General features: G+C 67.2%; 19 protein-coding genes, 1 tRNA gene and 1 pseudogene. 13 read left to right on the top strand and 8 right to left on the bottom strand.

What is annotated here, in order from left to right; all coding sequences use genetic code 11:
• Positions 1-26: 26 nt before the first annotated feature.
• Complete coding sequence (locus GKO32_RS07920; RefSeq protein WP_154756137.1) at positions 27-479, top strand: DUF4396 domain-containing protein; 453 nt, start codon at positions 27-29, stop codon at positions 477-479.
• On the opposite strand, the gene GKO32_RS07915 is transcribed toward GKO32_RS07920, so the two are convergent.
• Positions 454-1059, bottom strand: a complete 606-nt coding sequence (locus GKO32_RS07915) for a TetR/AcrR family transcriptional regulator (RefSeq protein WP_312867634.1) — start codon at positions 1057-1059, stop codon at positions 454-456. The genes GKO32_RS07920 and GKO32_RS07915 overlap by 26 nt on opposite strands.
• Before the next feature lie 188 nt (positions 1060-1247).
• Here GKO32_RS07915 and GKO32_RS07910 point away from each other — a divergent pair, with 188 nt between their 5' ends.
• Positions 1248-2981, top strand: a complete 1734-nt coding sequence (locus GKO32_RS07910) for an ABC transporter ATP-binding protein (protein WP_154756136.1) — start codon at positions 1248-1250, stop codon at positions 2979-2981.
• Between the two features lie 8 nt (positions 2982-2989).
• Here GKO32_RS07910 and GKO32_RS07905 read toward each other — a convergent pair whose 3' ends face one another.
• The gene (locus GKO32_RS07905) at positions 2990-3250 is read right to left on the bottom strand and encodes a hypothetical protein (RefSeq protein WP_154756135.1); all 261 of its coding nucleotides are present in this window, start codon (positions 3248-3250) and stop codon (positions 2990-2992) included.
• A gap of 119 nt (positions 3251-3369) precedes the next feature.
• Between GKO32_RS07905 and GKO32_RS07900 the strand changes: the two genes are divergently transcribed.
• Together GKO32_RS07900 and GKO32_RS07895 are read left to right on the top strand one after the other, a co-directional pair.
• Positions 3370-5208 (top strand): ABC transporter ATP-binding protein, encoded by a 1839-nt coding sequence (locus GKO32_RS07900; RefSeq protein ID WP_376765936.1) that lies wholly within the window; start codon positions 3370-3372, stop codon positions 5206-5208.
• A gap of 55 nt (positions 5209-5263) precedes the next feature.
• Positions 5264-5449, top strand: a complete 186-nt coding sequence (locus tag GKO32_RS07895; protein ID WP_154756134.1) for a CsbD family protein — start codon at positions 5264-5266, stop codon at positions 5447-5449.
• Positions 5450-5485: 36 nt separating this feature from the next.
• Here the strand turns inward: GKO32_RS07895 and GKO32_RS07890 are convergent, their stop codons facing one another.
• Genes GKO32_RS07890 through paaI form a run of 3 tightly spaced genes read right to left on the bottom strand, consistent with a single transcriptional unit; the run spans position 5486 to position 7845 of the window.
• The gene (locus GKO32_RS07890; protein ID WP_154756133.1) at positions 5486-6100 is read right to left on the bottom strand and encodes a TetR/AcrR family transcriptional regulator; all 615 of its coding nucleotides are present in this window, start codon (positions 6098-6100) and stop codon (positions 5486-5488) included.
• Between the two features lie 23 nt (positions 6101-6123).
• Entirely contained in the window at positions 6124-7461 is a 1338-nt protein-coding gene (gene paaK, locus GKO32_RS07885) for a phenylacetate--CoA ligase PaaK (RefSeq protein WP_154756132.1), read from the bottom strand.
• A 12-nt stretch (positions 7462-7473) separates the two neighbouring features.
• Complete coding sequence (gene paaI, locus GKO32_RS07880; RefSeq protein WP_154756213.1) at positions 7474-7845, bottom strand: hydroxyphenylacetyl-CoA thioesterase PaaI; 372 nt, start codon at positions 7843-7845, stop codon at positions 7474-7476.
• Positions 7846-8013: 168 nt separating this feature from the next.
• Between paaI and paaZ the strand changes: the two genes are divergently transcribed.
• From paaZ to paaE, 6 genes are read left to right on the top strand one after another with little or no spacing between them, the layout of a single operon-like run.
• Positions 8014-10041: a phenylacetic acid degradation bifunctional protein PaaZ gene (gene paaZ / locus GKO32_RS07875; RefSeq protein ID WP_154756131.1), complete on the top strand. Its 2028-nt coding sequence runs from the start codon at positions 8014-8016 to the stop codon at positions 10039-10041.
• The gene (gene paaA, locus GKO32_RS07870) at positions 10038-10973 is read left to right on the top strand and encodes a 1,2-phenylacetyl-CoA epoxidase subunit PaaA (RefSeq protein ID WP_154756130.1); all 936 of its coding nucleotides are present in this window, start codon (positions 10038-10040) and stop codon (positions 10971-10973) included. The genes paaZ and paaA overlap by 4 nt, the downstream gene beginning before the upstream one ends.
• On the top strand, positions 10970-11251 hold the full coding sequence (gene paaB, locus GKO32_RS07865; RefSeq protein ID WP_154756129.1) for a 1,2-phenylacetyl-CoA epoxidase subunit PaaB: 282 nt from the start codon (positions 10970-10972) through the stop codon (positions 11249-11251). The genes paaA and paaB overlap by 4 nt, the downstream gene beginning before the upstream one ends.
• 7 nt (positions 11252-11258) lie before the next feature.
• The gene (gene paaC, locus GKO32_RS07860) at positions 11259-12122 is read left to right on the top strand and encodes a 1,2-phenylacetyl-CoA epoxidase subunit PaaC (RefSeq protein WP_154756128.1); all 864 of its coding nucleotides are present in this window, start codon (positions 11259-11261) and stop codon (positions 12120-12122) included.
• Between the two features lie 20 nt (positions 12123-12142).
• A complete protein-coding gene (gene paaD, locus GKO32_RS07855; RefSeq protein ID WP_154756212.1) occupies positions 12143-12622 on the top strand; it encodes a 1,2-phenylacetyl-CoA epoxidase subunit PaaD in 480 nt (159 codons plus the stop codon).
• Between the two features lies 1 nt (position 12623).
• Entirely contained in the window at positions 12624-13694 is a 1071-nt protein-coding gene (paaE, locus tag GKO32_RS07850; RefSeq protein ID WP_312867633.1) for a 1,2-phenylacetyl-CoA epoxidase subunit PaaE, read from the top strand.
• 5 nt (positions 13695-13699) lie between these two features.
• On the opposite strand, the gene GKO32_RS07845 is transcribed toward paaE, so the two are convergent.
• Positions 13700-15196: a carboxylesterase/lipase family protein gene (locus GKO32_RS07845; protein WP_154756127.1), complete on the bottom strand. Its 1497-nt coding sequence runs from the start codon at positions 15194-15196 to the stop codon at positions 13700-13702.
• A 251-nt stretch (positions 15197-15447) separates the two neighbouring features.
• Here GKO32_RS07845 and abc-f point away from each other — a divergent pair, with 251 nt between their 5' ends.
• The 3 genes from abc-f (at position 15448) to GKO32_RS07830 (ending at position 18070) form a co-directional block, all read left to right on the top strand.
• Positions 15448-17070 carry a ribosomal protection-like ABC-F family protein gene (gene abc-f, locus GKO32_RS07840; RefSeq protein ID WP_154756126.1) on the top strand — a complete coding sequence of 541 codons (1623 nt, stop codon included), beginning with the start codon at positions 15448-15450 and terminating at the stop codon, positions 17068-17070.
• Between the two features lie 9 nt (positions 17071-17079).
• Positions 17080-17922, top strand: a complete 843-nt coding sequence (locus tag GKO32_RS07835) for an LLM class F420-dependent oxidoreductase (protein ID WP_154756125.1) — start codon at positions 17080-17082, stop codon at positions 17920-17922.
• A gap of 74 nt (positions 17923-17996) precedes the next feature.
• Positions 17997-18070 (top strand) — tRNA-Pro (locus GKO32_RS07830).
• 107 nt (positions 18071-18177) lie between these two features.
• Here the strand turns inward: GKO32_RS07830 and GKO32_RS38845 are convergent.
• Together GKO32_RS38845 and GKO32_RS40100 are read right to left on the bottom strand one after the other, a co-directional pair.
• Positions 18178-18993 carry a tyrosine-type recombinase/integrase gene (locus GKO32_RS38845; protein ID WP_312867632.1) on the bottom strand — a complete coding sequence of 272 codons (816 nt, stop codon included), beginning with the start codon at positions 18991-18993 and terminating at the stop codon, positions 18178-18180.
• 44 nt (positions 18994-19037) lie between these two features.
• Positions 19038-19133, bottom strand: a pseudogene (locus GKO32_RS40100) (tyrosine-type recombinase/integrase); the annotation flags it as partial.
• Positions 19134-19358 lie beyond the last annotated feature (225 nt).

The raw sequence follows: 19358 nt of genomic DNA, 5'->3' as shown, positions 1-19358 counted from the left end.
TACCCATAGGGGGTATAGTGGGGAGCATGAACCACGCAACGGCCACATGGGGCGCCGCGTCGCAGGCGACCCTGCACTGCCTCACCGGCTGCGCCATCGGCGAGGTGCTCGGCATGGTCATCGGCTCCGCGGCCGGGTTGACCACCACTGCCACTGTCGTGCTGTCGATCGCGCTCGCGTTCGTGTTCGGTTATGCCCTCACGATGCGCGGCGTGCTGCGCGCGGGCGTGGACCTGCGGACCGCGGTGAAGATCGCGCTCGCCGCAGACACCGTGTCGATCGCGGTGATGGAGATCGTGGACAACCTCGTCATCGTCGCCATCCCGGGCGCGATGGACGCGGGGCTGGCCACCGGGTTGTTCTGGGGTGCGCTGGCCGGGTCACTGCTACTGGCGTTCCTGGTCACGACTCCGGTCAATCGGTGGATGATCGGCCGCGGCAAGGGGCATGCCGTCATGCACCACTACCACGGGCACTGAGCCCGTGCAGCAGCGGAAGATAAACGTCGTCCACGAGTTCGTGGATCGTCCGCGCAGGCAGCGGTTTGCCGGCGATTATCGCCTCGTTACGGATCAGGTCGAGCGGTAGCCGCGCCACCCGCGCCGGCACCGTGACCGGCGGCAGCTCACCGCGTTCGACCGCCCTCGCGACCATCCTGCCCACCGCCTCCGGCAGTGGGGACAACCGCAACTGCTCCTGCAGCAGGGCGATCACCTCGGGATCGCGGAACGCCTCGCTCATCACGCCCGCGATCATCCCGCCGACGATGTCGCTCGCCCGGTGTGCCATCCGGCTGAACAGCACCACCAGATCCGACCGCAGGGCGCCGGTGTCGATCGGGTCCGGCCGGCCCGGGACATGCCTGCTCCAGGCCGCGAGCACGAGTTCGGCCCGGTTGCCCCAGCGGCGGTAAATAACTGGCTTGCTCGTTCCGGCCCGGCTTGCGACCCTTTCGATGGTCAAACCGCTGTAGCCCGTTTCCCGCAGCTCGTCCCAGGCGGCGTCGAGGATCGCCGTTTCGAGCTGCTCGCCACGGCGGCGCGGCCTGGACTCGGTCACCTGGCTCCTTAGAAACTTTGCGTTTCTTATATTACGGGGCTATGGTGTCCACGTTACTAATCCGACCAAAAGTAGGCAGACCCCGAGCAGCACGTAACCGTTGCCACGGAAGCCGGATAGCCGTGACTGTGGTCGGATTGGTAACGAACGACTCAGTAGGTACGGTTGGTTTCTCCCGGGGGGACCTGTTGCTCATTCGCCTGTTACGCACATACCTGCGGCCGTATCGGCAGGAGCTGACGGTCGTGTTCGTGCTGCAGCTCATCGGCACGGTCGCGTCGCTCTACCTGCCGAGCCTGAACGCCGACATCATCGACAACGGGGTCATCCGGGGTGACACCGGCTATATCGTGTCCACCGGCGCCTGGATGCTGACGGTCACGCTGCTGCAGATCATCTGCTCGGTCGGCGCGGTGTTCTTCAGCGCCCGCGCCGCGATGGGCTTCGGCCGTGACGTGCGCGCCGCGATCTTCCACCGGGTCGGGGAGTTCTCCGCCCGCGAAGTCTCCAGTTTCGGCGCACCGTCGCTGATCACCCGCACGACCAACGACGTGCAGCAGGTCCAGCTGCTCGTCGTGCTGGTGTGCACGATGCTCGTCACCGCGCCGATCATGTGCTTCGCCGGGATCGTGCTCGCGCTCAACGAGGACCTCGGCCTGTCCTGGTTGCTGCTGGTATGCGTCCCGGTGCTGGTGATCGCCATCGGTGCGATCGTGGTCCGGATGGTGCCGCAGTTCCGCCGCATGCAGGAACGGATCGACCAGGTCAACCGGGTGCTGCGGGAACAGCTGTCGGGCATCCGGGTGGTGCGCGCGTTCGTCCGTGAGAACGCGGAGACCCGCCGGTTCGCCGACGCGAACGCGACGCTGACCGACACGGCGCTGCGCGTCGGCAGGCTGCAGGCGCTGATCTTCCCGACGGTCATGCTGATCCTCAACGCCTCCAGCGTCGCGGTGCTGTGGTTCGGCGCGCATCGCGTCGATACCGGCGAGATGCAGATCGGCGCGCTGACCGCGTTCCTCAACTACCTGCTGCAGATCCTGATGTCGGTCATGATGGCCACCTTCATCTCGATCATGATCCCGCGTGCGGCGGTGTGTGCCGAGCGGATCAACGAGGTGCTGGACGCCGAATCCTCGGTGCGCCCGCCGATTGCGCCGGTACGCGAGCTGAGGAGCAGGGCCGAACTGGAGTTCGCGGGCGTCGAGTTCCGCTATCCCGGCGCGGCCGAGCCCGTGTTGCGGGACGTGTCGTTCCGGGCCACCGCCGGCACCACGACCGCGATCATCGGCAGCACCGGTGCCGGCAAGTCGACCCTGCTTTCGCTGATCCCCCGGCTGATCGACGTCACGGAGGGCGTGGTGCGCCTCGACGGGGTGGATGTGCGGGAACTCGAGCCGGTGGTGTTGTGGAGCCGGATCGGGTTGGTGCCACAGCGTGCGTACCTGTTCACCGGCACGGTGGCGAGCAATCTGCGGTACGGCAATCCCGAGGCGAGTGACGAGGAACTGTGGCAGGCGCTGGAAATCGCGCAGGCCGCCGATTTCGTGCGGGAGATGCCGGGCGGGCTGGAGGCGCCGATCGCGCAGGGTGGCACCAACGTCTCCGGCGGCCAGCGGCAGCGGTTGTCGATCGCGCGGGCGCTCGTGCGGCGGCCGGAGGTCTTCCTGTTCGACGACTCTTTCTCCGCGCTCGACCTGGCCACCGACGCGGCACTGCGGGCCGCGCTACGCCCGCACACCCGGGACGCGGCGGTGCTCGTCGTCGCGCAGCGGGTCACCACGATCCTCGACGCCGACCAGATTCTCGTCCTCGACGACGGCGCGATCGTCGGCGTCGGAACCCACCACGAACTTCTGGACACCTGCCCGACTTACGTCGAGATCGTCCAGTCCCAGTTGACTCCCGCGGAGGCGGCCTGATGTTTCTGTCAAGCAGCGGTGGCAGTCTGCCGGTGTTGGCCCGCGGCGCTTTTCCGCGAGGAGAACGTTTTGCCGGCCGGACCGCGGTGGATCGAGGCGAACGCGGACCGGGAGAAGATGAACTTCATCGTGCCGGATTGTTGCGACCCGAGCGCCGGGCCAACGGCGGAGCCGAGCCGGTCGGCGCCGGCGCAACGAGCGACATCGGCCGCCTCGGCGCGAAATTCCGCGGCGATCGTCCTGCCGGCCGACTCGCGATCCCTGCCCATTCAACCGGGAACACATCCAGAAGGCGGGTCGGCATGATCGACCATCGCGAAGCTCCCGATGTCCAGCAGAGGGGAGCGGCGGCGTGACCACCACCCAGAGCAGACCCGCGCCGCGGCCGATGGGCCCGATGGGGCGCGGTATGCCCGGTATGGGTATGCCGCCCGCCAAGGCGAAGAGCTTCGGCCCGTCGGCGAAGCGGCTCGTCGGGCGGCTGCGGCCGGAACGGTTCGCGTTCATCGTCGTGATCGCGCTCGGCGTCACGTCCGTCGCCTTCAACGTCGCCGGCCCGAAGCTGCTCGGAGACGCCACCGACGTGATCTTCCAGGGCGTGTTGCAACATCTGCGGCATGTCCCCGGTGGCGGGATCGATTTCGCCGCGCTGGGCCAGAAACTGTCGTGGGTGCTGGGTCTGTACCTCGCGTCCTCGGTGTTCGGCTGGGCGCAGGGACGGCTGCTCAACCGCGTCGTGCAGAAGGTGGTTTTCGGGCTGCGCGAGGAGGTCGAGGCGAAACTGCACCGGCTTCCGTTGCGCTACTTCGACGGCCAGCCGCGCGGCGAGCTGCTTTCCCGCGTCACCAACGACATCGACAACATCTCCTCGACGTTGCAGCAGACGCTGAGCCAGCTCATGACATCGGTGCTGACCGTGCTCGGTGTCATCGTCATGATGCTTACCATTTCGCCGCTGCTGGCCGTGATCGCGTTGGCGGTCATCCCGATTTCGGTGCTGGTGACCGGCCAGATCGGCAAGCGTTCGCAGAAGCTGTTCATCGCGCAGTGGAAGCACACCGGCACGCTGAACGCGCATATCGAGGAGTCGTTCACCGGGCACCAGCTGGTGAAGGTGTTCGGGCGGCAGCGCGAGTCGGAGGAGGAGTTCCGGCGCCGCAACGACGAGCTGTTCGAGGCGGCCCGCGGGGCGCAGTTCGTGTCCGGGCTGATCATGCCGGCGATGATGTTCCTGTCGAACCTCAGTTACGTCGTGGTCGCGGTGGTCGGCGGGCTGCGGATCACCTCGGGCGCGATGACGCTGGGCGAGGTGCAGGCGTTCATCCAGTACTCGCGGCAGTTCACCCAGCCACTGACGCAAATCGCGTCGATGGCGAACCTGATGCAGTCCGGCGTCGCGTCCGCGGAGCGGGTGTTCGAGCTGCTGGACGCCGAGGAGCAGGAGCCCGACGCGACGGGGAGCAACGCCGCGTCGCTGCCGGCCGAGCGGCGTGGCCGGGTGGAGTTCACCGACGTGAGTTTCGCGTACCGGCCGGAGCAACCGCTGATCGAGCACCTGTCGCTGGTCGCGGAGCCGGGGCAGACGGTCGCGATCGTAGGCCCGACCGGGGCGGGAAAGACCACGCTGGTGAACTTGATCATGCGGTTCTACGAGCTGGACGCGGGCCGGATCACGCTCGACGGGGTCGACATCACGCACCTGCGGCGGCAGGACCTGCGCGGTCAGATCGGCATGGTGCTGCAGGACACCTGGCTGTTCGGCGGGACGATCCGGGACAACATCGCCTACGGCAAGCCGGATGCGACCGAGGACCAGATCGTCGCCGCGGCGAAGGCCACGTTCGTGGACCGGTTCGTGCGGACGCTCCCCGACGGGTACGACACGGTGATCGACGAGGAGGGCACGAACGTCAGCGCGGGGGAGAAGCAGCTGCTGACGATCGCGCGAGCGTTCCTGGCTTCGCCGTCGCTCCTGATCCTCGACGAGGCAACCAGTTCGGTCGACACGCGGACGGAAGCGTTGGTGCAGAAGGCAATGGCGGCGCTGCGGTCCTCACGGACGAGTTTCGTGATCGCACACCGGCTGTCCACGATCCGTGACGCGGACCTGATCCTGGTGATGGAGTCGGGGCAGATCGTCGAGCAGGGCACGCACGACGAGCTGCTGGAGGCCAAGGGCGCCTACTACCGCCTGTACTCGGCCCAATTCGCGGCGGCAGCTTCGTGAGGTGTCGGCGTCGCTCAGCCCGGGTACCCGTGGTTGAGCGTCGAAAGGAGTCGCCATGAGTGACAAGTTCGAGAACAAGGCCGAAGAGCTCAAAGGCAGGGCCAAGGAGGGCCTCGGCGAGGCCACCGACAACGATGAGTGGAAGACCGAAGGCCGCGCCGAGCAGGGTAAGAGCGAGCTCAAGCAGGCCGCTGAGAAAGTCAAGGACGCCGCGAAGGACGCCTTTGGCAAGGAACGCTAATCCGAGCTGACGCGGGCCCCTTTTCGGGGGCCTGCGTCAGGATTCGCGCACCCGGAGGCCATCGAACGCCATCGCCGCGACCGAGTCGGCGAGCACCTCGGCACCGATGCCGCCACGTGGTCTGTACCATTCGATCAGCGAGTTGACCATGCCGAACAGCAGGCGGGCCGCGGTCGCCGGGTCGATATCGGAACGCAGGTCGCCGTCGGCGATCGCTTCGGACACCAGCGACGTGACGATATGGTCGAATTCGCGCCGCCGAGCGAGCGCGTCACGTTCCACTTTGGTGTTTCCCCGCACGCGCAACAGCAATGTCACGAACGGAAGTCGTTCCACGAGCACCGCGACACTACCGCGCACCAGGTGTTCCAGCCGTTCAAGCGCGCGGCCGTCGACGGTATCCAGCTCGGTGACGATCGCGAACAATCCGTCGAGCGCACGGTTCACCGACAGCCGCAGCAATTCCTCCTTGCTCGGCACATGGTGGTAGATCGCGGATTTCGTGATGCCGAGCTTGCGTGACAGATCCTCCATGCTGGTGCCGTCGTACCCGCGCTCGTTGAACAGTTTGACGGCGACGGCCAGCAGCGACTCCAGGTCGTAGCCCGGTCTGCCGCGTTTGGCCGGGCGCGTGGTCGGCGTGGTCGTCATGCCGTCAGTATCCCAACCGTGATTCACTCGCGTGGCCGCTGGTCCAGCACACGCCGCAACTTGCCGACCGACCGTTCCAGCGTGTCCGGATCGAGCACCTCGACGCCGATGCTGACCCCGATCCCTTCCTTCACCCGCACCGCGATCTCGTGTGCGGCCGGGGCACGGCGGTCGGGCGGAGTGTCGGTGCGTGCCTCGACGAGCACAGTCGCCTCGTCCATCCGGCCCTCACGCGTCAGCCGGATCTGGAAATGCGGAGCCAGCCCCGGCGTGGCGAGCACGATTTCCTCGATCTGCGTCGGAAACACGTTGACCCCACGGAGGATGATCAGGTCGTCGCTGCGGCCGGTGACCTTGTCCATCCGCCGGAACGACGGCCGCGCCGTGCCCGGTCGCAGCGCGGTCAGGTCACGGGTGCGGTAGCGGATGATGGGCAGCGCCTGCTTGGTCAGCGACGTGAACAGCAGTTCGCCGGTTTCGCCTTCCGCCAGCACGGTTTCCTCGACCGGGTCGATGACCTCGGGGTAGAAGTGGTCCTCCCAGACCTGCAGGCCGTCTTTCGTTTCGATGCACTCCTGCGCGACACCGGGACCCATCACCTCCGACAGGCCGTAGATGTCGACCGCGTCGAGGTCCAGCCGCTCTTCGATCTCGGCCCGCATCGCCTCGGTCCACGGTTCGGCGCCGAAAATGCCGATCCGCAACGAACTCGTGCGCGGATCGATCCCCTGGCGCTCGAACTCGTCGAGCAGCGTGAGCATGTACGAGGGGGTGACCATGATGATCTCGGGCCGGAAGTCGGTGATGAGCTGCACCTGCCGCGTGGTCATCCCGCCGGACGCCGGAATCACCGTGGCGCCAAGCTTTTCCGCGCCGTAGTGTGCGCCCAGCCCGCCGGTGAACAGCCCATAGCCGTACGCGACATGGACCTTGTGCCCCGCACGCCCCCCGGCGGCGAAGATCGAGCGGGCCATCACGCTCGCCCAGGTGTCCAGATCGGCCTCGGTGTAGCCGACGACGGTGGGCTTTCCGGTGGTACCGCTGGACGCGTGGATCCGGCGGATCTCCTGCTGGGGCACGGCAAACATGCCGAACGGGTAGTTCTCGCGCAGGTCGGCCTTGCTGGTGAGGGGGAACTTCGCGAGGTCTTCGAGTGATCGGCAGTCATCGGGGTGTACACCGGCCTCGTCGAACTTCTTGCGGTACCAGGGGACGTTTTCGTACGCGTGCCGGAGAGTCCACTGTAGACGTTCCAATTGGACGGATCGGAGCTCGTCCACGTTCATCCGCTCGGCCGGGGAAAGATCATCGGCGGCGGGTGCGGGCCCCAGACGCCTCGCGTGTGGCACTTCGCTGCGCATCGTGGTGGCTCCTCAGCTCTGGGAAATCGTGCGGCTCCGGCCGCGGAACTCGGCGATGACCGCATCGCCGCGGCGGACGGTGACGTCGTAGATCCCGTTGCGGCCGTAGCGGGTGCGCTCCTCGGCTGTCGCGACCAGCTCGTCGCCCAGACGGGCGCTGGCGACAAAGGAGACCTCGGCACCGGCGGCGACCGTGACGGGACCGTGGCTGTTGCACGCGCATGCGAAGGCGGTGTCGGCCAGCAGGAACAGGAAGCCGCCGTGTGCGATGCCGTGCCCGTTGACCATCTCGGCGGTCACCGTCATCCGGGCGACGGCGCGCCCGTCGTCGGCCTCGGCAAGTTCGATGCCGAGGGATTTCGAGGCGACGTCGTCGTCGAACATCGCTTGTGCGGCTGGAGAAACGGTCACATGACGCCCCTTGACACTAACCGAACGGACGGTAATCAAACTGACCCCTGGCCCGGGGGTTGTCAAGACGCTATCATGAATTCCTGAACGTTCGGTCGGTTATTATCGAGTCGGCCGGAGCAGGTTGACTGAGGAGGACAGATGGCGCTCCTGCGCAGCTACGTCAGCGGCGGTTGGCATACCGCGCCTGACCAGGGAGTTCCGCTGCGTGACGCGGTGACCGGCGAGGAAGTCGCCCGTATCTCGTCCACGGGCGTGGACATGGCCGCGGCGCTGGACTACGGCCGGCGGGTCGGCGGGCCCGCGCTGCGCGAGTTGACCTTCCACCAGCGAGCGGCCCTGCTCAAGGCCCTCGCGTCCGAACTGCGTGAGCATCGTGACGAGCTGTACGAACTCTCCGCCAAAACCGGCGCGACGCTCGGTGACTCGAAGTTCGATGTGGACGGTGGCATCGGCGTCTTGTTCAGTTATGCGAGCAAAGGCAAGCGTGAGCTGCCGAACGACACGGTGTATGTGGACGGTGGTGTCGAGCCGCTCGGTCGCGGCGGCACCTTCGTCGGTCAGCACATCGCCACTCCGCTGCGCGGCGTCGCCGTGCAGATCAACGCCTTCAACTTCCCGGTATGGGGGCCGCTGGAGAAGTTCGCGCCAGCGTTCCTCGCCGGGGTGCCGAGCTTGGTCAAGCCCGCGAGCCAGACGGCGTACCTCACCGCGCGGCTGGTCGAGCTGATCATCGAATCACGGATTCTGCCCGAAGGGGCACTGCAGTTCGTCTGTGGCAGCGCGGGCGATCTGCTCGACCACGTGACGGGGCAGGACCTGGTGTCGTTCACCGGTTCCGCGTCCACCGCGCAGAAACTGCGGGCGCATCGAAACGTGGTCCGACACTCCGTTCGTTTCAATGCCGAGGCCGACTCCCTCAACTGCTCGATCCTCGGTCCGGACGCCACCCCGGGCACGGCGGAGTTCGACCTGTTCGTCAAGCAGCTGGTCACCGAGATGACGGTGAAGGCGGGGCAGAAGTGCACCGCGATCCGGCGCGCGTTCGTGCCGGCCGCGCTGCTGGACGACGTCGCCGGGGCGGCGAGCGCGCGGCTGGCGAAGGTGACGGTCGGCAACCCGGCCGCGGAGGGGGTGCGGATGGGTGCGCTCGCGAGCCTGGAGCAGCGCGAGGAGGTCCGCCGCTCGCTGAAAGCGTTGCTGTCGGCGGGAAAGGTGGTGTTCGGGGACCCGGAGCAAGTCGAGGTCGTCGGCGCCGACGCCGAGCGTGGTGCGTTCATCTCCCCAGTGCTACTCACCGGTGACCCGGAGCGAGCCGAGCCGCACGAGGTCGAGGCGTTCGGGCCGGTCGCCACGCTGCTGCCCTACACGTCCACCACGCAGGTCGTCGAATACGCCGCGCGCGGACAGGGCAGCCTCGCGGGCTCGGTGGTGACGGGTGACGCGGAGTTCGCGCGCGAGGTGGTGCTCGGCGCGGCGCCATGGCACGGACGGCTGCTGGTGCTCGACGCCGACGACGCAAAGGAGTCGACCGGTCACGGATCGCCGCTGCCGCAACTGGTTCACGGCGGTCCCGGGCGTGCGGGCGGCGGCGAGGAGATAGGCGGTATTCGCGGTGTACTGCACCATATGCAGCGCACGGCGGTGCAGGCGAGCCCGAAGGTGCTGTCCGCGGTGACGGGCCGCTGGGTGCCGGGTACGCCACGCGCCGAGGGTGTGCACCCGTTCCGGAAGTCGTTGGCGGAGCTGAAGATCGGCGACTCGGTGGTGGCCGGCCCCCGGGTGGTGACACAGTCCGATGTGGACCATTTCGCCGAGTTCACCGGGGATACCTTCTACGCCCACACCGACCCGGCGGCCGCTGCCGCGAACCCGTTGTTCGGCGGGATCGTGGCGCACGGGTACCTCGTGGTGTCGTTCGCGGCGGGGCTGTTCGTCTCACCCGAGCCGGGGCCCGTGCTGGCCAACTACGGCCTGGAGAACCTGCGCTTCCTGACCCCGGTCAAGCCGGGCGATGAGCTGACGGTCACGTTGACCGCCAAGCAGATCACGCCGCGCAACGATCAGGACTACGGTGAAGTGCGGTGGGATGCCGACGTCACCAACGGCGCCGGTGACTCGGTCGCGAAGTACGACGTGCTGACGCTGGTGGCCAAGGAGAACGCATGACCGCGACACTGTCCGAAAAGGACTTGGAACAGCATTTCGAGCACACGCTGGAACGGGATCAGCGTATCGAACCACGTGACTGGGTGCCTGACGGCTACCGCAAGACGATGATCCGTCAGATCGCGCAGCACGCGCATTCGGAGATCATCGGGATGCAGCCGGAGGGCAACTGGATCACCCGCGCGCCTTCCTTGCGTCGCAAGGCGATCCTGCTGGCGAAGGTGCAGGACGAAGCCGGCCACGGGCTGTACCTGTACTCCGCGGCGGAAACCCTCGGCGCCGACCGCGGTGACCTCACCGAGCGACTCATCACCGGCAGGCAGAAGTACTCGTCGATCTTCAACTACCCGACGCTGAGTTTCGCCGACGTCGGGGTGATCGGCTGGCTCGTGGACGGCGCGGCGATCTGCAACCAGGTTCCGTTGTGCCGCAGTAGTTATGGGCCGTACGCGCGGGCGATGATCCGGATCTGCAAAGAGGAGTCCTTCCACCAGCGGCAGGGTTTCGAGCTGCTGATGACGATGATGAAGGGCACCCGGGCGCAGCGGGAGATGGTGCAGGACGCGGTGAACCGCTGGTGGTGGCCGTCGCTGATGATGTTCGGCCCGCCCGACGGTGATTCGCCCAACACCGCGCAGTCGATGGCGTGGAAGATCAAGCGGCACACCAACGACGAGCTGCGCCAGCGCTTCGTCGACATGTCGGTACCGCAGGCGGAAGCCCTCGGCGTGACGCTGCCCGACCCGCAACTGCGCTGGAACGAAGAGCGCGGGCACTACGACTTCGGTGAGCTGGAGTGGGCCGAGTTCAAACAGGTCGTCTCGGGCAACGGGCCGTGCAACGCCGAGCGGGTCGCGCATCGCCGCCAGGCACACGAGGACGGCGAGTGGGTGCGGGAGGCGGCGGCCGCGCACGCGAGGAGGCACCGATGAGCGACTGGCCGCTGTACGAGGTATTCGTTCGAGGTAAGCGTGGTCTGAACCACGTGCACGTCGGTTCGCTGCGCGCCGCGGACGACGAGATGGCCCTGCACAACGCGCGTGATCTCTACACCCGCCGCAACGAGGGTGTGAGCATCTGGGTGGTCAAGGCCGCCGACATCACGGCGTCGAGTCCTGACGAGAAGGACCCTTTCTTCGCGCCGAGCGCGGACAAGGTGTACCGGCATCCGACGTTCTACGACATTCCCGACAACGTTCCCCACATGTGAGTGTGTGATGGCTTTCGACAACGCTTTCGAGGCTCTCGCCGACGCGTCGGACGATTCGCGCTGGGCGTTCGGCACCGGGTTCGAGGATCCGCTGTCCGGTGTGGACACTTCCGTTCCATCCGGAATGGACGGTGCCGCGCTGGGCGCATACTGCCTCATGCTCGGGGACGACGCGCTGATCTTCTCCCACCGCCTGCAGCAGTGGTGCACGAACGCGCCCGAGCTGGAGGACGAGGTGGCGATCGCGAACATCGGACTGGACCTGCTCGGCCAGGCTCGGCTGTTACTGGCCCGCGCGGGAAAGGCGGACGGTTCCGGTCGCGACGAGGACGAGCTCGCGTTCTTCCGTGCGGAGCACGAGTTCCGCAACGTCCGGCTCGCCGAACTGGAACGCGGCGACTTCGGGCAGCTGATCGCCGTGCTGCTGGTGTTTTCGACCTGGCGGCTCGCGTTGTTCCAGCGGCTGACCGGCAGCGCGGACCCGGTGCTCAGGGCGATCGCAGCCAAGGGGATCAAGGAGCTGGCCTACCACCGCGACTACGCGGCCCGGTGGGCGGTGCGGCTGGGCGATGGCACCGAGTACTCGCACGAGCGGATGCGGGCCGGGCTCGAATCGGTGTGGCCGTACGTCGGAGAACTGTTCACTCCACACGAAATCGAGCGCCAGGCCGGCGTGCTGGTGCCGCGGGAGGAGTTCGACGACGTGCTCGCGCAGGTGCTCTCGGCGGCCACGCTGACCACGCCCGAAGTCCCGCCACGCGCGGGCGTGGCGGGCCGGATGGGGCGCGACGGCGTGCACACCGAGGCGCTGGGCCCCCTGCTGGCCGAACTGCAGAGCGTGGCGCGTGCCTTGCCGGAGGCGACCTGGTGAACACCGCGGAAAGTGACGTGATGAGCGCACGCGACGTGGCCGCGGCGGTGACCGATCCGGAGCTGCCGATGCTGACCCTCGCCGATCTCGGCGTGCTGCGCGAAGTGTCCGAAAAGGACGGACGGGTGACGGTGTCGATCACCCCGACCTACACCGGCTGCCCGGCCATGGACACGATGCGCGACGACCTGGTGCACGCACTGTCGGACGCCGGTTACGGGAAAGTCGAAGTGCGCACGGTGCTGTCTCCGGCCTGGTCGAGCGACTGGATCACCGAGGCGGGGCGTAAGAAGCTCGCCGAGGCCGGGATCGCGCCACCCGGCGCCGCGCCACGCGGGCCGGTCCGGTTGACCCTGACGCCGCCCGCACGCCAGGTGCGGTGTCCGCGATGTGGTTCGCCCGCAACGGAATTGTTGTCGGACTTCGGTCCCACGGCGTGCCGGGCATTGCGCCGCTGCCGCTCGTGCCAGGAGCCTTTCGAACACGTGAAGGAGATCTGAGGTGACGACAAGCGTGCATGCGGGGTTTCACCCGCTCACGGTCGCCGCGGTCGAGCGGCTCTGCGAGGACGCCGTCGCCGTCACCTTCGACGTGCCGCCTTCCCTTGCCGGGGCGTATTCCTTCCGCGCCGGGCAGTCACTCACGCTGCGCAGGATGATCGACGGGCGGGAGGAGCGGCGGTCGTACTCGATCTGTGCAGCCGAAGGCGAGGCACCGCGGATCGGGGTCCGCGAAGTGCCGGACGGGCTGTTCTCCTCGTGGCTCGTGCATGACGTCCAGCCGGGTGACGTAATCGAGGTCGGCCCGCCCACCGGCCGGTTCACCCCCGATCTGGAAACGCCGGCGCATCACGTGCTGATCGCGGCCGGTTCGGGGATCACCCCGGTGTTGTCGATCGCCGCGACCGTGCTGCGCGACCCGGCCGCGTCGGTCACCGTCCTCTATGGAAACCGTCGTAGCGCCACGGTGATGTTTGCCGACGAACTCGCCGACCTCAAGGATCGCTATCCCGCTCGTTTCGAGCTGGTGCACGTACTTTCGCGGGAACCACGGGAAGCCGAACTGTTCACCGGCCGGCTCGACAAGGGAAAGCTCGAAGCGTTGCTGGCGTTGTTCCCGGATGTCCAGGCGATCGGGCACTGGTGGCTGTGCGGGCCGTTCGGCATGGTCACCGACGCCCGCGATCTGCTGCTGGCACGCGGGGTTCCGGCGTCACGGGTCCATCAAGAACTGTTCTATGTGGACGATGTGCCGCCCGCCCCGGTCCGGCATGAGGATGCGCAGACCGATGGCCTGACCAGCGAGGTCACCATCGTGCTCGACGGCCGCTCCACCACCGCGGCGCTGCCGCGTGACGTCCCCATCCTGGACGGCGCGCAGCTGGCCCGCCCGGATCTCCCGTTCGCCTGCAAGGGCGGCGTGTGCGGCACCTGCCGGGCGCGGATCACCGAAGGAAAGGCCCACATGCGGCGGAACTTCGCGCTCGAGGAGTCCGAAGTGGACGCCGGGTTCGTGCTCACCTGCCAGTCACTGCCCAGCTCGGACACCCTGACGGTCGACTTCGACTCCTGACCGGCTCAGCGGATGCCGTCCCACAGCACGCGCTCGTCACCGTCCGGGTCGGCGGCTTCGGTCACCTCGTCGGTGATCAGTCCCGTCACGCGCCGCGTCAGGTCGTATCGGGACCAGCCGGGGTCGCCGCCGGAGATGAACGCCACCCACGCGCCGTGTGTCGCGCCGACCACCGCCGCCGAAGGTGACTCGCCGATCCGGGGACGGATCTCCGGGAGCCCCGTCGTGTCGAAGACGTAAGGGATTTCGGCACCGTGGCAGGCGCCGAGGCCGTAGTTGTCCGCAGGCTCCGGGTAGTCGAACCGGTAGACCCAGGTCGGGGCGCCATCACCGCGGGCCTCGGCCACGCGCAGCGCCGGGATGCGGAAATGCCAGTCGGTGGCCACGGCTGCGAGGATGTCACCGGGCGAGGCCACGGGACGGTTCTTTCGGTACTGGGCAACGGCTTCCGGGCTCAGCCCGTATGCGCCCGCGCCCGCCGTGAGGGTCGCTTCGTCGACGAGATCGATGGTGCCGGCGGCGATCAGGAACAGGCGCGCCTCGTCCCGGGTGGAGCCGACCAGCACGGGAATGTCGCGGTTGTGTCCTTTTGCGAACGTCTCGAGTGGTGCGGCGGGCAGGACGTCGCCGTCGATGGCCGGGGCGAACGGCAGCATGGTGAGCGCCAGCGAGCCCCATTTCCCCGGATCGGGATTGGTCTGTACCTTGGTTACGAGATCCGCCGCCGTCTTCGCCAGCTGTCCGATCGGGACATCCGCGATCGCTTCGCGGGTTGCCGGCACGCCAAGGGCTTCCGCGAGGTGACCGGCGACGAGCCGGCCCTGATCGGGCGTCAGCGAGTACGCACCCGCGCCCGACTGCAGGATCGCTCGCTGGAACAGGCCGTCCGCGAGCGGCATGGACATCAGCGTCGTGACACTCATCGCGCCTGCGGATTCGCCCCCGACGGTCACCTGTGCCGGGTCGCCGCCGAAGGCCACGATGTTGTCCCGCACCCATTGCAGCGCCGCGATCTGGTCGAGCAGGCCGAGGTTCGACAGGCCGTCACCGAGGTAGAGGAACCCGTCGGCGGACAACCGGTAGTTGATCGTGACGCAGACGATCCGGTCACGGGCGAACGCGCTGCCGTCGTACTCGCCGATCGAGCCGGAGCCGTTCATGAAGGAACCGCCGTGGATCCAGACGAACACTGGCAGCCCGGTCGCGTTCGGGTCCGGCGTCCAGACGTTGAGGTTCAGGCAGTGCTCGCCGTCGAAAACGACCTCGGGGAACAACGGCTGATATACCGGCGGGTACTCGTCCTTGGGCACGGTGGGGCCGTACTGGGTCGCGTCACGCGTGCCGTGCCACGGTTCGACGGGCCGCGGCGGCCGCATCCGGTTTTTGCCGAACGGCGGTGCGGCGTAAGGGATGCCGAGAAAGGCGGTCACGCCGTCGGCGGTCTGCCCGGCGAGCTTGCCGCTCTTGATCGTCACGAAGGAGTCCTGCACCGTATCGCTCATCTGCCGCTCCACTGCCACATATGCTCCTAGTGTTGCAGACTGTCCTCGGCGCCACGATCGATGTCAAGAAGCAGGGGAGCGGCGCTGCTAGCATCGGTAGCGGCGTGTGAAGCGGAACGAGGAGACGATCATGGTGGGTGACCTCGACATCTCCGGATAGCCCGGATGATGATCGGCCATCGCCGGGCGTGCCTGCCCGGGGTGGCCATGCCGGCATCCCCTTTTCCTTCGCACACAAAGGTTTTTTCCGCATGTCCGATGCTTTCATCGTCTGTTCCGAGCTGTCCTTTTCCTGGCCGGATGACACCGTCGTCTTCCAGGACCTGTCCTTCACCGTCGGTGCGGGTCGCACCGGGCTCGTCGCGCCGAACGGAGCGGGAAAGAGCACGTTGCTCCGGCTCATCGCCGGCGAGCTGCGGCCGGGTGGCGGCAGTGTGTCCGTCGACGGGCTCCTCGGCTACCTCCCGCAAACCCTGCCGCTGGCAGGGAACCGCAGTGTTGCCGAGGTGCTCGGCATCGCCCCGGCCCTCGATGCGCTCACCGCACTCGAATCGGGTGACGCGAGCGAGGAGCATTTCACCACCATCGGCACCGACTGGGATATCGAGGAACGCACGCGCGCGCAACTGGATCGTCTCGGTCTCGGCGGGCTGCCGTTCGACCGTCCGTTGTGGACACTGAGCGGCGGGCAGATCGTGTCACTCGGGCTCGCCGCCCAGTTGCTCAAACGGCCCGATGTCCTGCTGCTCGACGAGCCGACCAACAATCTCGATCTCGACGCCAGGCGCGATCTTTACCACGTACTCGACGATTGGCCTGGGTGCCTGCTGCTGGTCAGCCATGACCGCGCGTTACTCGACCGGATGGACCGTATCGCCGAACTGGAACGTGGCGATTTGAGTTTTTACGGCGGCAATTTCACCGAGTACGAACAAGCTGTGCGCGCCGAACAGGAAGTGGCGGAAAAGAACGTCCGCAATGCCGAGCAGGAAGTGAAACGGGAAAAGCGGGAAATGCAGCAGGCCCGCGAACGCGCGGCGCGGCGCGCGAGCAATGCCGCGCGCAATGCCGGGAACGCCGGACTGCCGAAAATCCTTGCCGGCGCGCGGAAACGCCGTGCGCAGGAGAGCGCCGGCAAGGCGGACGAGACGCATGCGGCGAGGGTCGGCGACGCGAAAGCCAGGCTCGATCAGGCCGAGCGGGCCTTGCGTGACGAGCAGAAACTGGTGCTCGTACTGCCGGAAACCCAGGTGCCTGCGGGGCGCACGGTATTTCTCGGTGAGCGGATGCAAGTCAGCTACGGCTCGCGGCCGGTGTTCGCCGGGGACGGTGTCGACCTGGAGATCCGCGGGCCCGAACGGATCGCATTGACCGGCCCTAACGGTGCGGGGAAATCCACGTTGCTGCGGCTGATCAGTGGTGCTGTGGCACCGGATGCGGGGGAGGTCACGCGGGCCCGCGGACGGGTCGCTTACCTTTCGCAGCGGCTGGATCTGCTCGCGGAAGACCGGACGGTGGCTGAGAATCTGGCCGCGTTCGCGCCGGGAATGCCGCAGCAGCAACGAATGAACCTGCTGGCGAAGTTTCTCTTCCGTGGTGCCAGGATGCATCTGCCGGTCGGCGCGTTATCGGGTGGTGAACGGCTTCGCGCGACGCTGGCGTGCGTGCTGTGCGCCGAACCCGCGCCGCAACTGTTGCTGCTGGACGAGCCGACCAACAACCTGGACCTGGTGAGTGTCGGTCAGTTGGAGAGCGCGTTGACCGCGTACCAGGGCGCGTTCGTGGTGGTCAGCCACGACGAACGGTTCCTGGCCGAGATCAAGGTGAATCGCCGGCTGCGGTTGGCGAATGGCCTGCTGGCGGAAGGCCCTTAGGATTCCAGTATGAGATTCGCTTTCAAGACTTCTCCGCAGAACACGAAATGGGCCGATATGCTGGCGGTCTGGGAGGCTGCCGATGACATCGAAATTTTCGAGTCGGGCTGGACTTTCGACCATTTTTATCCGATTTTTTCCGATCCGACCGGGCCATGCCTCGAAGGCTGGGTGACGCTGACCGCGCTGGCGCAGGCGACCCGGCGGTTGCGGATGGGCACACTCGTCACCGGTATCCACTACCGGCACCCGGCGCTGCTGGCGAACATGGCGGCGACGCTGGACATCGTGTCGAACGGGCGGCTGGAGCTCGGGATCGGTGCGGGGTGGAACGAGGAGGAGTCCGGGGCGTACGGCATGCGGCTGGGGCCGGTGAAGGAGCGCAGTGACCGGTTCGAGGAGGCGTGTGAGGTGATCGTCGGCCTGCTCACCCAGGAAACGACGACGTTCGAGGGCGAGTACTACCAGCTCACGGACGCCCGCTGCGAACCGAAGCCGGTGCAGACGCCACACCCGCCGATCTGCATCGGTGGCAGTGGGGAGAAGCGGACACTCCGGACGGTCGCCAGGTTCGCGCAGCACTGGAACTTCGTCGGGGGGACGCCGGAGGAGTTCGCGCACAAGCGGGATGTGCTGCACCGGCACTGCGCGGACGTCGGACGCGACCCGAAGGAGATCATGCTGTCAAGCCACGTCCGCCTCGGCCCGGATCGTGACTACGCGAAGGTGGCCGCGGACGCCGCGGCACTCGGGGAAGCAGGTCTCGACCTGGCGATCGTCTACCTGCCGCCGCCGCACACCCCCGAGGTACTCGAACCGCTGGCCAAGGCACTCGCGCCCCTGGCGGGGTGACCCCCCAGTCGCGGCCCGATCGGCCGGACCCCGTAAGCTGTTCGTTGTCGCCCCGCACGCGAGGTGACAACGACCGGGACGTGGCGCAGCTTGGTAGCGCACTTGACTGGGGGTCAAGGGGTCGCAGGTTCAAATCCTGTCGTCCCGACGGTCGGCGGTCCGTTTACGCAGGTAGACGGGCCGCAACAGCTTAAGAACGAGAGAACCGCCCCGGTGCATGCCACATTCATGCAACACCGGGGCGGTTCTTCGTTGTCAGGCCGCTCGGGCCGCCAGCAGGGCGGTTCGCCGGATGTCCAGGGTGTCGGCCACCTCGTCGAGGCGGTCCGGGAACAGGTGCCCGTAGATGTTCAGTGTCATTGCCGCGTCGGCGTGTCCGAGCATGTGCTGAATGACCTTTACGTCGGCTCCGGCCGCGATCGCGAGTGACGCTGCGGTGTGCCGGAGCTTGTGCGGAGTCAGGCCCTCTACCTGGATCTTGGCGGCCTTGACTGCGGCGTTGAACTCCCGCACCCGCCAGTTGTTGGCCCTCAGCGAGTGCCCGCGAGCGGTGCGGAAGACCAGCTCATTGTCCCCACGCCCACCGATCACCCGGGCAAGCTCGGGGACCAGTGACGCCGGGATCGGGACGGTCCGGCGCTTTCCGGTCTTGGGCAGGCCCTCGTGCTGGACGCCGTTGACCTCGTAGAAGGTCGTCGCGATGCGAAGGCGCCGCTTGACGAGGTCTACCCGGCCGACGCGCAGGGCAGCCGCCTCGCCCCACCTGAGCCCCGTATACGCCAGGAGAAGGATCATCGCTCGATTCACCGATGCCGACGCGGTGGGTACGCCGTACTTGGTCTTGAGGCCACTTGCGGCGTCCGCCAGGGCCTCAATCTGCTCGTAGCTGAGGTAGACGTGCTCAGCTTCCGGCCTGATCGGCAACTTGACCCCACGGGCCGGGTTGCGTGGAAGGCGGGTCGGGACGCACCACTCCAGCACCATCGCCAGCACCCGATACGCGTGCCGAGTCTGTGACGCCCCGAGTCCGCTGCCTTCTCGGACTTGGGTTTGAGCAGCGATGTCACCCACGTCGCGACATCCTCTCGGGTCACCGAATTGAGCGGTTTATCACCCCATTCCGGGATCACGTGGTTGTCGAGGAGGCCCCGGTATTTCCACCACGTCGACGGCTTGAGATCGTGCCGCGAGTCCAGCCATTTTTCCGCCATCTCGCCGACCGACACCTTGCTCGCGGCCGGATCTACATACGTACCCGCGTTGAGCGTGGCTTCCAGATCGGTCCGGCGAATCTCAGCCCGCGCCTTGTTCGGTACCACCTCAGACCGGAGCTTGCCGCCGCGATCGTAGTACTGCACCAACCACCGCGAGGGAGGCTTACGCCCCTTGGCTTTGGCTCGCTTGACGGCCGCCTGGTAGTCCTTCTTGTTGTTGCG

The organism is Amycolatopsis pithecellobii, from assembly GCF_009707865.1.
Classification (GTDB): domain Bacteria; phylum Actinomycetota; class Actinomycetes; order Mycobacteriales; family Pseudonocardiaceae; genus Amycolatopsis_E; species Amycolatopsis_E pithecellobii.
This window is presented reverse-complemented; position numbering and strand designations above follow the sequence as displayed.